We start from the raw sequence: 14,487 nt of genomic DNA, 5'->3' as shown, positions 1-14,487 counted from the left end.
CCAGGCTGTCACCGACCAGTTGCTCACCACTGGTGATAAGGGCGGCGAAGCGCTGGTCGAGCGCCTTGAGCTCCTGGTCGATGCCAGCCGTGGAAACACCCATCACCACCTTGCCGATTTCCGCACCATTGGGGCTGATTGAGGCCTCGACGAAGTACACCGCCGGGTCCCGCCGTGCCGCGTCGATCACCTTGTCCAGCGCACGCTCGCCCTGACCTTTTTCCATCAACGCCTGGTTGATCGGGTTCTGCCGGTTCAGGTAGCGGGTAAGGTGCTGGCCCTGAGCGTCGTCGTAAACCACAAACAGCACGTTGGGGTTGCGCTGGGCGCGGCGCGCGAAGTCGGAGAGCACCGGCACATCGTTGTCCCAGATCGCCCGCGGTGCGACCGACGCCAGCAGCTCGGCCATATCGTTGGCGGAGTCCTTGAGGTTCTTCTCCAGCGTGCTGCGCAGCTGCTGCTGCTCGCTTTGCAGACGTGCCGACAAACCTGCACTCAGGCGCTGGCGGGTGCTGCTGGAGAGGCCATCGAGGCCCGAGCGCACATCTTGCCCAGCTTGCTCCAGTTCGCTGGCGAGCTGGCGGCTGTCATTGCCCAGGCGTTCGCCAAGGTCGGCTTCCAGGGCGGTAACCGTGCTTCGGGTGAGCGCAACGGCTACCAGCACCTGCACCAAAAGAGCGATACCAAGGGCAACAAACACAGGCCGCAAAAGGCGGCTTCGTAACAGTGAGAGGATGGCAGACACGGTGAACCCTCGTGTTTTCTGGCGCCACTATTCTGATGGCATCTACAGAAACTTCTTACAGCAAGGGTTGTGCCGGAGGCAGCAGGGATAAATGCCAAGGTTCAGCAGTGTGCTTGCCTGCACCGGCCCTATCGCCGGCAAGCCAGCTCCCACAGATTCACCACAAGTCTGGGGGGTTGCGAGGTCCCTGTGGGAGCCGGCTTGCCGGCGATAGGGCCAGTACAGGCATACCCCACAAATGAAAACGCCGCAGCCCCTTTCAGGGCCACGGCGTCAGATCAGCCTGGAAGGCAGATCAGGCGAACGGATGACGCAGCACGATGGTCTCGTTGCGGTCCGGGCCGGTGGAGATGATGTCGATCGGCGCGCCGATCAGCTCTTCGATGCGCTTGATATAGGCGCGAGCGTTAGCCGGCAGTTCTTCCAGGGTTTTCACGCCCAGGGTCGATTCGCTCCAGCCTGGCATCTCTTCGTACACCGGCTCCAGGCCGATGTAGCTGTCGGCATCGGAAGGCGCGTCGATGACGGCACCGTTCTCGTTCTTGTAGCCAACGCAGATGTTGATGGTTTCCAGGCCATCCAGTACGTCCAGCTTGGTCAGACAGATGCCCGAGATGCTGTTGACGTCGATGGCGCGACGCAGGATCACGGCATCGAACCAGCCGCAACGGCGCGCACGGCCGGTGGTGGAGCCGAACTCATGGCCACGCTTGGCCAGGGTAGCGCCAGTCTCGTCGAACAGTTCGGTCGGGAACGGACCGGAACCTACGCGAGTGGTGTAGGCCTTGGTGATACCCAGGATGTAGTCCAGGTACATCGGGCCAACGCCAGAACCGGTGGAGATACCGCCAGCGGTGGTGTTGGAGCTGGTGACGTACGGGTAGGTACCGTGGTCGATGTCCAGCAGCGAGCCCTGGGCACCTTCGAACATGATGTCCTTGCCAGCGCGACGCAGGTTGTGCAGCTCGGCGGTGACGTCGAGCATCATCGGCTTGAGCTGTTCGGCGTAGGCCATGCATTCGTCCAGGGTCTGCTGGAAGTCGATGGCCGGCTCTTTGTAGTAGTTCACCAGCTGGAAGTTGTGGTAGTCCAGCAGCTCACCCAGCTTGGCGGCGAAACGCTCGCGGTGGAACAGGTCGCCCACGCGCAGGCCGCGGCGTGCGACCTTGTCTTCGTAGGCTGGGCCGATACCACGGCCGGTGGTACCGATCTTGGCTTCGCCGCGGGCTTTTTCGCGGGCCTGGTCCAGGGCAACGTGGTACGACAGGATCAGCGGCGCAGCCGGGCTGATGCGCAGGCGCTCGCGCACCGGCACGCCCTTCTCTTCCAGCTTGGTGATTTCACGCATCAGGGCATCCGGGGCAACGACCACGCCGTTGCCGATCAGGCACTGTACGCCTTCACGCAGGATGCCGGACGGAATCAGGTGCAGAACGGTCTTTTCACCGTTGATCACCAGGGTGTGACCCGCGTTGTGGCCACCCTGGTAGCGCACTACGGCGGCAGCATGTTCGGTCAGCAGATCGACGATCTTGCCTTTGCCCTCATCACCCCACTGGGTGCCCAGGACGACGACATTCTTACCCATTACATTGGTCCTCATTCACGCAAACTTGGTTGCCGGCCTACTGCCGGCGCAGAAACTCACTGGGCCAGCGGCAGAACCTGCCAGCGCCCGTCTTGCTGAATCAATTGCCGATCACAATCCGCCTCGAGAGCAGCACTCAACGGCTGGCCAGGCAGGGCCTGGACCACACGCTGGCCCTCGTTGCGCAACTGGCAGACTTGCTGCCAGAGGGCCGCGTCGCCACTGTCCGGCATCCAGATGCCGCCAGTTGGCAATACGACCTCCGCTCGCCCCAGTGTGACCAGGGTCTTCAAATCCGTGGAGAAACCGGTGGCCGGGCGGGCCCGGCCGAAATCGGCGCCGATGTCGTCATAGCGCCCGCCCTGGGCGATCGATTGGCCTTCGCCCGGCACGAACACGGCGAACACCACGCCTGTGTGATAGTGGTAACCGCGCAGCTCGCCGAGGTCGAAGTACAGCGGCAGGTCCGGGAAGCGCGACGCCAGGCGATCGGCGATCGCCAGCAGGTCGTCCAGCGCCGCCAGCACGCTGGCCGGGGCTCGGCCCAGGCGCACGCGGGCTTCGGCCAGCACTTCGCGGCCACCGCACAGTTCCACCAGCGCGCGCAGCATGTTGCCCAGGTCCTTCGGCAGGTCGGCGGTCAGCACCTGAATCTCATCCACGGCCTTGCGCTGCAGGGCGTCGAACAGCTGCTGCTCGACCGCGCCGGACAGGCCGGCAGCACGGGCCAGGCCGCGGTAGATACCGACGTGGCCCAGGTCCATGTGCACATCTGGCACATCGGTCAGCTGCAGCGTGGCGAGCATCAGGCTGATGACTTCGACATCGCTGGTGGGGCTGGCGTCGCCGTACAGCTCGGCACCCAGCTGGATCGGGCTACGCGAGGTGGACAGGGCGCGCGGCTGGGCGTGCAGCACGCTGCCGGCATAGCACAGGCGGCTCGGGCCTTCACGGCGCAGGGTGTGGGCGTCAATGCGCGCCACCTGCGGGGTGAAGTCGGCGCGGAAGCCCATCAGGCGACCGGACTGCGGGTCTACTACCTTGAAGGTGCGCTGATCCAGGTCCTGGCCGGCGCCGGTGAGCAGCGACTCCAGGTACTCGATATGCGGGGTGACGACCAGCTCGTAGCCCCAACTCTGGAACAGGTCCAACACCTGGCGGCGCGCGATCTCGATGCGCGCGGCCTCAGGTGGCAGTACTTCCTCGATGCCATCTGGCAGCAGCCAGCGGTCTACCGTTGCCATTACGCCATTTCCCCTCTGGTCCGGGCGGCTTGCCAAGCAGGCGAGCCGTCAGTAAAGCCGGTATCGCGCACAGCAGCGGGCAGCACTGATCCCAGCGCAGTCACCGTACCCGACACCCTCGAATTGCCTTGCGACCTGACCAATCCGCCAACTGGCGGTTTGCCAATCAACCTTGCAGACGCAAAAAAGCCGGGAAATTTCCCGGCTGCCTCATCATACACCCCTTTTCATTCAGGATGCACCCCGCCTGGCGTTTTAGCTGCCAGGCGGGGCGCCGCCGCATGAAAATCAGGGCCTGAGCATCACGGCCTGCTCTTGTCCAGGAAGCGGAAGAACTCGTTCTTCGGATCCAGGACCAGCACGTCGCTCTTGCTCGAGAAGCTCTCGCGGTACGCCTGCAGACTACGGTAGAACGCATAGAAATCAGCGTCCTGGGTGTAGGCCTTGGCGTAGATGGCGGCCGCCTGGGCGTCGCCGTCACCGCGGGTTTCCTCTGCTTCGCGATAGGCCTCAGCCAGCAGTACGCGGCGCTGACGATCGGCATCGGCACGGATACCTTCAGCCAACTCGTTACCCTTGGCGCGGTGCTCGCGGGCTTCACGTTCACGCTCGGTGCTCATGCGGTCGAACACGCTGCGGTTGACTTCCTTCGGCAGGTCGATGGCCTTGACGCGCACGTCGACCACCTCGATACCCAACTCCTTGGCGGCCATGCGGTTCAGCGAAGCAGTGATGTCAGCCATCAGCGCGTCACGTTCACCGGAAACCACTTCATGCAGGGTACGTTTACCGAACTGGTCACGCAGGCCGCTTTCCAGACGACGCGACAGACGCTCGTCGGCGATCTGTTTCATGCCGGATGTGGCGGTGTAGAAACGTTCGGCGTCCTTGACGCGCCACTTGGCGTAGGCGTCGACCATCACCGCTTTCTTCTCCAGAGTCAGGAACCGCTGGGTCGGGGCGTCGAGGGTCATCAGGCGGGCGTCGAACTTGCGCACCTGGTTCACGTACGGAATCTTCACGTGCATGCCCGGCTGTACATCCGCCTGGACTACCTTACCGAAGCGCAGCAATACCGCACGCTCGGTCTGGGACACGATGTAGAAGCTGTTCCAGGCCACGATGGCCAGGACCACGGCGGCGATCAGGGCGATCAGCGATCTGTTGCTCATCAGCGGCTCTCCCTAGTACGCAGCGGCTGCTGTTGCTGTTGCAGGTCCTGCGCCGCACGGGCGGCCGCATCGTTGACCGATGGCGACACGCTGGTGGTCGGCGCGGACGAGTTGCGGCTGCCTTCGACCATCTTGTCCAGCGGCAGGTAGAGCAGGTTGTTCTGCCCGTCCTTGGTTGCCACCATGACCTTGCTCGAATTGCTGTAGACCTCTTGCATGGTCTCCAGATACAGGCGCTGACGGGTCACGTCAGGTGCTTTGCGGTACTCGGCGACCAGCTTGGTGAAGCGATCGGCCTCACCCTTGGCGCGGGCAATGACTTCGTCGCGGTAACCGTTGGCGTCCTCGATGATGCGCTGGGCCTGACCACGGGCTTCCGGTACCACGCCATTGGCGTAGGACTCGGCCTGGTTGCGGGCACGCTGCTCGTCTTCACGGGCTCGGATCACGTCGTCGAAGGCTTCCTGCACTTCACGCGGTGCAGCCGCGCTCTGTACGTTGACCTGGGTGACAGTGATACCGGTACGGTAGGTGTCGAGGAAACGCTGCAGGCGCTCGCGGATATCCACGGCCATCTGCTCACGACCTTCGGTCAGCACCTGGTCCATCGAGGTGGAGCCCACCACATGGCGCAGGGCACTCTCGGTCGCGTGCTGCAGGCTGACCTCAGGCTGGTCGACGTTGAGCACGAAGTCCTGCAGGTTGCTGATCTTGTACTGGACGGTCAGCGGTACCTCGACGATGTTCTCGTCTTCGGTCAGCATCTGGCCCTGCTTGGTATAGGCACGCTCGCGCGTGACGTTCTCCATGTACTTGCGATCGATCGGCGGGAAGTAGATGTTCAGGCCGGGGCCGACCGTCTCATAGTACTTGCCGAAGCGCAGCACCACGGCCTGCTCCTGCTCGTCGACCACGTACACGGCGCTGTACAGCCAGATAGCAGCCAGCACCGCCAGGCCGATGCCCAGCAGGCCCAGGCCACCGCCCTTGCCGACATTGCGGCCACCGCCGCCACGTTTCTTGCCACTGCCGAACATGCCGTTCAGGCTGTCCTGCAATTTGCGGAAGGCCTCGTCCAGGTCCGGTGGACCTTTCTTGTCACCACCGCCGCCACCGCCATTCCGGCGACCGCCCCAGGGATCCTGATTGTTCGAGTTGCCACCCGGCTCGTTCCAAGCCATAGCGCTCTCCATCTGATAAAGCAAAGACGCGCCCACGGCGCGCCGTCCAATGCTACAGAATGCCTGTCACTGCTGCCCGGCGACCTCGACGAGCATTTATTGCAAAGTGTGTTGCTCGACAAACACTTGCGGCTCCATGCCTTCGCGGCTGACCAGGCGATTCAGTTCGACCATGGGCAGTCGCACGCTCAGCAGGCTGCGCCCTTCTTCATCATGCTCTTCACTCTGCACGGCACCCAAGGCAAAGAATTGCGCGCGCAAGCGGGCAAAACGCTGCTCCAGACACAGGGTACCGACAAACAGATCATCCCCCAGCAACTCGGCAATCGCCTGGCCGACCAGCTCCAGGCCACGCCCATCGCGTGCCGATACCCAGACCCGTTCCGGCTTGCCATCGGCATTGCGCTGGATCTGCGGCTCGACATCTTCGAGCAAGTCGAGTTTGTTATACACCTCGAGGATCGGCAACCCTTCGGCGCCAATCTCGCCCAACACCGCCAGCACCTGCTCGATCTGCTCCATGCGCTCCGGCTCATGGGCATCGATCACATGCAGCAACAAGTCGGAATTGCTCGACTCTTCGAGCGTAGCCCGAAATGCCTCGACCAGCTTGTGCGGCAGGTGGCGAATGAAGCCCACGGTGTCGGCCAGCACGATCGGCCCCAGGTCGTTCAGCTCGAGCCGGCGCAGGGTCGGGTCGAGGGTGGCGAACAGCTGGTCCGCGGCATACACCTCGGATTCTGTCAGGGCGTTGAACAGCGTGGACTTGCCGGCGTTGGTATAACCCACCAGCGATACCGACGGAATGTCCGCACGCTTGCGCCCGCGGCGTGCCTGCTCGCGCTGGCTGCGCACCTTCTCCAGGCGTGACTTGATCTGGCGAATGCGCACCCGCAACAGGCGGCGGTCGGTTTCCAGCTGGGTTTCACCCGGGCCGCGCAGGCCGATACCACCCTTCTGTCGCTCAAGGTGGGTCCAGCCGCGCACCAGCCGCGTGCTCATGTGCTCGAGCTGGGCCAGTTCGACCTGCAGCTTGCCTTCATGGGTACGCGCCCGTTGGGCGAAGATATCGAGGATCAACCCGGTGCGGTCGAGCACACGACACTCGAACACACGCTCGAGGTTGCGCTCCTGACTGGGCGTGAGGGTGTGATTGAAAATCACCAGGTCTACCTGCTCGGCATGGACCAGGTCGTGCAACTCTTCGACCTTGCCACTGCCAATCAGGTATTTGGCGGAAGGCTGATGCCTTGCCACCGTGACCAGCGAGACGATGTCGGCACCGGCCGACAATGCCAGTTCCTGAAACTCCTGCGGGTCTTCGCGCGCCTCAGGGTTCTGACCTTCCAAGTGAACGAGCAACGCCCGCTCACCACCACCGTGGCGCTCAAAGAACAATGCAGGCTCCTATCAGGCGTTGCCTGGCTCGCTGTCGCCGTGATCGGAATCGGACGGGCTTGGCAGGCGAACCGGACGGGCAGGAACCACGGTCGAGATGGCGTGCTTGTAGACCATCTGGCTGACGGTGTTCTTCAGCAGTACCACGAACTGGTCGAAGGACTCGATCGAACCCTGCAGTTTGATGCCGTTGACCAGATAGATGGATACCGGGACCTTTTCTTTTCTCAAGGTGTTCAAGTAAGGGTCTTGTAGCGAATGCCCTTTTGACATATGCCGCACTCCTGTAAGGATCAATAATAGAAAATCAAGAAAATCGATAAATTAGGCCGCCCCTTCGCAAGAATAGACGGCAATCAGCAGGGACTCAGCTCAATATGGAGATGGCCCCAAGGTATTTCAAGGTGCGGGACAGATTGTCGCAGGCCAGGCTGTCAAGCCAGTGTACTTCAGGCCAGCCACGCAACCAGGTGAACTGCCGCTTGGCCAGCTGCCTGGTGGCAATGATACCGCGTTCACGCATCTCATTCTCAGTCAGCTTGCCGTCCAGGTAATCCCAGACCTGCCGATACCCCACTGCCCGTATAGACGGCAGCCCGGCGTGCAAGTCACTTCTGGCTCGCAGCGATCGGACCTCGTCGACGAAGCCCTGTTCCAGCATCTGTGAAAATCGTAACGCAATTCGCTGATGCAAAATGTGACGATCTGTAGGAGCAATCGCCAAACTCGCGACAGTATAGGGCAAATGTCCGCCAGCGCCTGCGTCTGCGCCGCGACTTTCCGCGAATTGACGCTGTCGATGTGCCGTCATGCTCTCGCCACTCACCCGGTAAACCTCCAACGCCCTGATCAATCGCTGCGGGTCGTTGGGGTGGATACGCGCCGCCGACTCAGGGTCAACCTCGGCCAACTGGCGGTGCAACTCGGCCAGCCCCAGCGCTTCGGCCTGGGCTTCCAGCTCGGCACGCACCGCGGCATCGGCCGCCGGCATATCGGCCAGGCCATCGATCAACGCCTTGTAATAGAGCATGGTGCCGCCCACCAGCAACGGGATCTTGCCGCGTGCGGTGATCTCGGCCATGGCTTCCAGGGCATCGGCACGGAACTGCGCAGCCGAATAGCTTTCGGCCGGGTCGCGAATGTCGATCAGCCGGTGCGGGTGGGCGGCGAGGATTTCTTTGGAGGGCTTGGCCGAACCGATGTCCATGCCGCGGTAGACCAGCGCCGAATCGACGCTGATCAGCTCGCACGGCAGTACTTTGGTCAGCTCGATGGCCAGGTCGGTTTTGCCGGCCGCCGTCGGGCCCATCAGGAATATTGCAGGGGGCTTGCCGCTCATTTCATCGACCGCGCAGGAAGAGTTTGTCCAGGTCGTCCAGGCCCATCTGGGTCCAGGTGGGGCGACCATGGTTGCACTGGCCGCTGCGCTCGGTGTTTTCCATGTCACGCAGCAGGGCGTTCATCTCGGGGATCGCCAGGCGCCGGTTGGCGCGCACGGCACCGTGACAGGCCATGGTACCGAGCAGCTCGTTGAGGTGCGCCTGGATACGGTCGCTGGTGCCGTATTCCATCAGGTCGGCGAGTACATCCTGCACCAGGCGGTTGGCCTCGGCCTGCTTGAGCAAAGCCGGGATCTGGCGGATAGCCAAGGTCTCGGGGCCCAGACGCTGCAGTTCGAAACCCAGCCGTTGGAACCACTGCGCGTGCTCTTCGGCGCAGTCTGCTTCACGCTGGCTCAGGGCCAGGGTCTCGGGCACCAGCAGCGGCTGGCCGCTGAGGCCTTCGCTGGCCATGGCCACCTTGAGGCGCTCGTACATGATGCGCTCGTGAGCGGCGTGCATGTCTACCAGCACCAGGCCAATGGCATTCTCGGCCAGGATGTAGATACCCTTGAGCTGCGCCAACGCGTAGCCCAGCGGTGGAACATCGCCCTGGCTTTCAGGCAGCGTCGTCGGCACCGCGCCGTCATCCAGCGGTTTGTAAAATTCGCGATACACCGCCTGTGCCTCGGCGGCCGGCAGCGGCTGCGAGGGGCGCGGCGTGTACTGGTACTGGTAACCCGCACCACTACCACCGCTGGAGAATGACTGCTGCGGGCCACGCGGCTGCTCGAGCACCGGCGAGGCCAGGCGCATTTCGCCCTGGGGGCCGAACTCACCGGCCTGCGGGCCCGTGGGGCGGACCACTTCGGGTACGGCAACTGGCGCCGCCAACTGGTCTTCCGGGCGCACATCGGCCAGGGCGCGATGCAGGGTGCCATACAAGAAGTCGTGCACCGAGCGCCCCTCGCGGAAACGCACTTCGTGCTTGGTCGGGTGCACGTTGACGTCGACGCCGTTGGGCTCCAGCTCCAGGAACAGCACAAAGGTCGGGTGCCGACCATTGAACAGCACGTCGCGGTAAGCCTGGCGCACGGCGTGGGCGACCAGCTTGTCGCGCACCGCACGGCCGTTGACGAAGAAATACTGCAGGTCTGCCTGGCTGCGCGAGAACGTCGGCAGGCCGACCCAGCCCCAAAGGCGAAGGCCGTTGCGTTCCACGTCGATCGGCAGCGCCTGCTCCATGAAGCCCGGGCCGCAGATGGCGCCCACCCGCCGCGCACGGGCGGTTTCATCGCGGGCCTCGTGCAGGCTGAGGATGCTCTTGCCGTTGTGGCGCAGGTGGAAGCCGACATCGAAGCGCGCCAGCGCCAGGCGCCGTATCACTTCCTGCAGGTGATCGAATTCGGTTTTCTCGGCCTTGAGGAACTTGCGCCGGGCCGGGGTATTGAAGAACAGGTCGCGCACTTCCACCGAAGTACCCACCGGGTGCGCCGCCGGCTGCACCCGCGGGGTCATGTCGCGGCCTTCGGTTTCCACCTGCCAGGCCTCGGTAGCGCTGGCGGTACGCGAGGTAAGGGTCAGGCGCGCCACCGAGCTGATCGAGGCCAGGGCCTCACCACGGAAGCCCAGGCTCAATACCCCTTCCAGGTCTTCCAGCTCGCGGATCTTGCTGGTGGCGTGACGGGCCAGGGCCAGCGGCAGGTCGTCGGCGGAAATGCCGCTGCCATCGTCACGCACCCGCAGCAGCTTGACGCCGCCCTGCTCAACTTCCACGTCGATACGCCGGGCGCCGGAGTCCAGGCTGTTCTCCAGCAACTCTTTGGCGACAGAGGCCGGCCGCTCGACAACCTCGCCGGCGGCAATCTGGTTGGCCAGCCGCGGGCTGAGCAGCTGGATGCGCGAACCGCCAGTCATTGCGAGGCCAACGTGGTAGCGGGGATATCGAGGCGCTGGCCGACCTTCAGTTCATCGGTCTTGAGGCTGTTGGTGCTGCGCAGGCTGGTCACGCTGACCTGGTAGCGCACGGCAAGCATCGCCAGGGTCTCGCCAGGGCGTACCGTGTGCTCACGCGGGCCAGCGGCGATCTTGCCGGTGTCGCGCAGCCAGGCGATGTAGGTGCCCGGCGGTGGGTTCTGCTGGAAATACTGGCGCACACCAGTGTGGATCGAACGGGCCAAGGCCTGCTGATGGCTGGCGGTGGCCAGCTTGGCGGCTTCGTTGTTGTTCGAGATGAACCCGGTTTCAACGAGGATCGACGGAATATCCGGCGACTTCAGCACCATGAAACCGGCCTGTTCCACCCGCTGCTTGTGCAGGGAGGTAATGCGGCCCATGTTGCCCAGCACCTTCTGCCCGACATTGAGGCTGGAGCTGAGCGTGGCGGTCATCGACAGGTCGAGCAGCACGCCGGCCAGCATGCGGTCCTTGTCGTCGAGGCTGACGTTACCGGCACCACCGATCAGGTCGGAACGGTTTTCCGTGTCGGCCAGCCAGCGCGCAGTCTCCGAGGTGGCGCCGCGGTCCGACAGGGCGAATACCGAGGCACCAAAGGCGGCGCGGGACGGCGCGGCGTCGGCGTGGATCGAGATGAACAGGTCGGCGCCCTTCTTGCGGGCGATTTCCGTGCGCTTGCGCAGCGGGATGAAGTAGTCGCCCGTACGGGTCAGCTCGGCCCGGAAGCCTTTCTCGCTGTTGATCTGGCGCTGCAACTCCTTGGCGATCTGCAGCACGATGTCTTTTTCATGCTGGCCACGCGAGCCGGACGCACCCGGGTCCTCACCGCCGTGGCCTGCATCGATGGCAACCACGATGTCACGCTTTCCGCTGGGTACCGGCGGTAGCTTGATGGCAGGCTGGGCCGGGCTCACCGGCACCGCCGGCGTGGTTGCAGGCGTTGGTACCGGGGCGGGTGCCGGAGTCGGCGCGCTGGCCGCAATTGCGTCAGCCTCCTGATCGTACAGGTCGACCACCAGCCGGTTGCCGTATTGGGCATTGGGCGCCAGGGTGAAGCTTTTCGGGGTCACCGACTTTTTCAGGTCGACCACCACGCGCAGGTCGGTCGGGGTGCGCTGAGCCGAACGCACGCTGCTGATCGGCGTATTGGAGGTAGCCACGTTCAGTGGCGCGGCCAAGGTCGCGCCATTGATGTCGATAACCAGGCGATCAGGTGCACTCAGGGTGAAGACGCTGTGTTGCACGGGGCCAGACAGGTCAAAGACCAGCCGCGTGTTGTCCGGCGCGCGCCACAGGCGCATGCTCTTGACTTGAGTGACGGCCAGAGCGTCAACGGTCACCGTTGTCAGCAGCAGCCCAACGATGGCGACCAGTGCGCGTATGCGCATACCTACCCCACTTACTGTTTATAGTGTTCGGCCAGTGCCACGCACCAGGCCTCGCCGCGAGCCCCCTGCGGCGAAAGGTTCAGCGAGCGTCCGCCCGCTTGGGGGCTTATGGTAATGGTCAGGTCGGGCTTTGGCAAAACGCCCGCACCCTTTTGTGGCCACTCGAACAGGCACAGCGGGTCGCCCTCGAAATAGTCACGAATACCCATGAACTCCAGCTCTTCCGGATCGACCAGGCGATACAGGTCGAAATGGAACGCCCGCACATCACCAATTTCGTATGGCTCGACCACAGTGAAGGTCGGGCTTTTCACTGCACCAGTATGGCCCAGGCCACGAATCAGACCACGCGACAGGGTGGTTTTGCCCGCACCCAGGTCACCTTCCAGAAAAATAACGCCGTGACCGCCGGTCACCTCGGCCAGTTGTGCGCCAAATTTGACCGTGGCCGCTTCATCGGCCAGAAACAGGTTTAAGCCAGACACGCAGAATGCTCCTCCAACAACTCACGAATGACCGGCGCCAGATCGCTGGCAGCCAGGCCTCTACCTTTTACGCCCAGACGCTCGCCGGCACAGGCGTGCAGCCATACCCCCAGCCCCGCGGCGTGCCAGGCATCCAGGCCTTGGGCCAACAGCGCCGCCAGCACGCCGGTCAGCACATCGCCAAGGCCGGCACCGGCCATGGCCGGGTGACCACGTTCGCACAACAGCAGTTGCCCGGCCGGGTCGGCTACCAGAGTGCCGGCCCCCTTGAGCACGCAGACGCTGTTGTAACGGCGCGCCAGCTTGCGTGCAGCGCCCGGGCGATCCGCCTGTACAGCCTCGGTGGAAATGCCCAGCAGCCGCGCCGCCTCCCCGGGGTGCGGGGTAAGGATGCTGCCACTGGGCAGGGCCAGCGGGGTGCGCGCCAGCAAGTTCAGGGCATCGGCGTCCCACACCTGCGGGCGTTCGGCATTGGCCACCGCCGACAGCAGGCTGCGACCCCAGGCTGCCTGGCCCAGACCAGGGCCGACCACCAGCACCGAAGCGCGCTCCAGCACGCCCATCAGCTGGTTGGCCGAACTGGCGCCCAGGCACATGACCTCCGGCAGGCGCGCCAGGCTGGCAGTCACGTGTTCGGGCCGGGTCGCCACACTGACCAGCCCCGCGCCACAGCGCAGGGCGGCTTCGGCACTGAGCAGCACAGCGCCTCCGGTACCAAGGTCGCCACCGACCACCAGTACATGGCCGAAGTCGCCTTTGTGGGCATGCGCATGACGTGCCGGCAGGTGCGCGACAGTCACGCTGCTGAGCAATTGAGGGGTATGGCTGGGGTGTTTGGTCTGCGGCATGGGGTCAAAGGCTCCAATGTCTGGCAGAATTATACGCACCTGAGCCCGTATTGCCTTGCCCATCCATGTCCGTCTGTACGCCTGACCTCGCCCAACTGGCCCAATCGATCAAGATTTGGGGCCAAGAACTCGGTTTTGCCCATGTTGGCATCGCCGGGGTAGACCTTGGCGAACACGAACACCACCTGCAGCGCTGGCTCGACGCCGGCTACCAGGGCGAGATGGATTACCTGGGTGCCCACGGCAGCAAGCGTGCACACCCAGAGCAATTGATCCCTGGCACGGTACGCGTGGTATCGCTGCGCATGGACTACCTGCCCGGCGACACACAGATGGCGCAGCGCCTGGCACAGCCCGAAAAAGCCTACGTATCGCGCTACGCCCTGGGCCGGGATTACCACAAGCTGGTGCGCAAGCGCGTGCAGTTCCTGGCCGATCGCATTCAGGAAGCCATCGGCCCGTTCGGCTACCGCGCCTTCGTCGACAGCGCTCCGGTGCTGGAAAAGGCCCTGGCCGAGCAGGCCGGGCTGGGCTGGATCGGCAAGAACACCCTGCTGCTCAACCGCAAGGCGGGCAGTTATTTCTTCCTCGCCGAGCTGTTCGTCGACCTGCCACTGCCGGTGGACGAAGCCACCACCAGCGAACATTGCGGGCGCTGCCAGGCCTGCCTGGACATCTGCCCGACCCAGGCCTTCGTCGGGCCGTATGTGCTGGATGCTCGGCGCTGCATCTCCTACCTGACCATCGAACTACGGGGGCCGATCCCCGTCGAGTTACGTTCGAAGATGGGCAACCGGGTGTTCGGTTGCGATGACTGCCAGATCGTCTGCCCGTGGAACCGCTTTGCCAGGCACAGCCAGGAGCAGGATTTCCAGCCACGACACGGGCTGGAGAATGCCGAGTTGGCGGAGATGTTCCTGTGGGATGAAAGGACCTTCCTGCGCAAGACCGAAGGCGGGCCATTGCGCCGGGCCGGGTATGAGCGCTGGTTGCGCAACCTGGCGGTGGGGCTTGGCAATGCGCCATCGACAATCCCGGTGATCGAAGCGCTGAAGGCGCGGCGCGAGGATGCCTCGGAGCTCGTGAGGGAGCATGTGGAGTGGGCGCTGGCGCAGCACGGCGTTTCGTAGCCAGACACACCTTGTGGGAGCGGGTTTACCCGC

At 63.9% G+C, this 14,487-nt stretch carries 12 protein-coding genes; 1 reads left to right on the top strand and 11 read right to left on the bottom strand.

What is annotated here, in order from left to right:
- Positions 1 to 1,040: 1,040 nt before the first annotated feature.
- From GYA95_RS26185 to GYA95_RS26135, 11 genes are all read right to left on the bottom strand, one after another.
- Positions 1,041 to 2,333 carry an adenylosuccinate synthase gene (locus GYA95_RS26185; RefSeq protein ID WP_013974430.1) on the bottom strand — a complete coding sequence of 431 codons (1,293 nt, stop codon included), beginning with the start codon at positions 2,331 to 2,333 and terminating at the stop codon, positions 1,041 to 1,043.
- Positions 2,334 to 2,389: 56 nt separating this feature from the next.
- On the bottom strand, positions 2,390 to 3,577 hold the full coding sequence (locus GYA95_RS26180) for an ATP phosphoribosyltransferase regulatory subunit (RefSeq protein WP_161551520.1): 1,188 nt from the start codon (positions 3,575 to 3,577) through the stop codon (positions 2,390 to 2,392).
- A gap of 302 nt (positions 3,578 to 3,879) precedes the next feature.
- The gene (gene hflC, locus GYA95_RS26175) at positions 3,880 to 4,749 is read right to left on the bottom strand and encodes a protease modulator HflC (protein ID WP_013974432.1); all 870 of its coding nucleotides are present in this window, start codon (positions 4,747 to 4,749) and stop codon (positions 3,880 to 3,882) included.
- Positions 4,749 to 5,930, bottom strand: a complete 1,182-nt coding sequence (gene hflK / locus GYA95_RS26170) for an FtsH protease activity modulator HflK (protein WP_015272004.1) — start codon at positions 5,928 to 5,930, stop codon at positions 4,749 to 4,751. Before hflK ends, hflC begins: the two co-directional genes overlap by 1 nt.
- A gap of 96 nt (positions 5,931 to 6,026) precedes the next feature.
- Positions 6,027 to 7,328, bottom strand: coding sequence for a ribosome rescue GTPase HflX (hflX, locus tag GYA95_RS26165; RefSeq protein WP_015272005.1), 1,302 nt, complete (start codon positions 7,326 to 7,328; stop codon positions 6,027 to 6,029).
- Between the two features lie 12 nt (positions 7,329 to 7,340).
- Positions 7,341 to 7,601 carry an RNA chaperone Hfq gene (gene hfq, locus GYA95_RS26160; RefSeq protein ID WP_015272006.1) on the bottom strand — a complete coding sequence of 87 codons (261 nt, stop codon included), beginning with the start codon at positions 7,599 to 7,601 and terminating at the stop codon, positions 7,341 to 7,343.
- 94 nt (positions 7,602 to 7,695) lie between these two features.
- The gene (miaA, locus tag GYA95_RS26155) at positions 7,696 to 8,667 is read right to left on the bottom strand and encodes a tRNA (adenosine(37)-N6)-dimethylallyltransferase MiaA (protein ID WP_013974436.1); all 972 of its coding nucleotides are present in this window, start codon (positions 8,665 to 8,667) and stop codon (positions 7,696 to 7,698) included.
- Between the two features lies 1 nt (position 8,668).
- On the bottom strand, positions 8,669 to 10,564 hold the full coding sequence (gene mutL, locus GYA95_RS26150; RefSeq protein ID WP_015272007.1) for a DNA mismatch repair endonuclease MutL: 1,896 nt from the start codon (positions 10,562 to 10,564) through the stop codon (positions 8,669 to 8,671).
- On the bottom strand, positions 10,561 to 11,991 hold the full coding sequence (locus GYA95_RS26145) for an N-acetylmuramoyl-L-alanine amidase (RefSeq protein WP_015272008.1): 1,431 nt from the start codon (positions 11,989 to 11,991) through the stop codon (positions 10,561 to 10,563). The genes mutL and GYA95_RS26145 overlap by 4 nt, the downstream gene beginning before the upstream one ends.
- Positions 11,992 to 12,002: 11 nt before the next feature.
- The gene (gene tsaE / locus GYA95_RS26140; protein ID WP_015272009.1) at positions 12,003 to 12,476 is read right to left on the bottom strand and encodes a tRNA (adenosine(37)-N6)-threonylcarbamoyltransferase complex ATPase subunit type 1 TsaE; all 474 of its coding nucleotides are present in this window, start codon (positions 12,474 to 12,476) and stop codon (positions 12,003 to 12,005) included.
- Positions 12,464 to 13,324: an NAD(P)H-hydrate dehydratase gene (locus GYA95_RS26135; protein ID WP_015272010.1), complete on the bottom strand. Its 861-nt coding sequence runs from the start codon at positions 13,322 to 13,324 to the stop codon at positions 12,464 to 12,466. Before GYA95_RS26135 ends, tsaE begins: the two co-directional genes overlap by 13 nt.
- A gap of 65 nt (positions 13,325 to 13,389) precedes the next feature.
- On the opposite strand from GYA95_RS26135, the gene queG reads away from it, so the two are divergent.
- On the top strand, positions 13,390 to 14,454 hold the full coding sequence (gene queG, locus GYA95_RS26130; RefSeq protein WP_015272011.1) for a tRNA epoxyqueuosine(34) reductase QueG: 1,065 nt from the start codon (positions 13,390 to 13,392) through the stop codon (positions 14,452 to 14,454).
- The last annotated feature ends 33 nt before the right edge of the window (positions 14,455 to 14,487 follow it).

The organism is Pseudomonas asiatica (genome assembly GCF_009932335.1).
Lineage (GTDB): Bacteria > Pseudomonadota > Gammaproteobacteria > Pseudomonadales > Pseudomonadaceae > Aquipseudomonas > Aquipseudomonas asiatica.
This window is presented reverse-complemented; position numbering and strand designations above follow the sequence as displayed.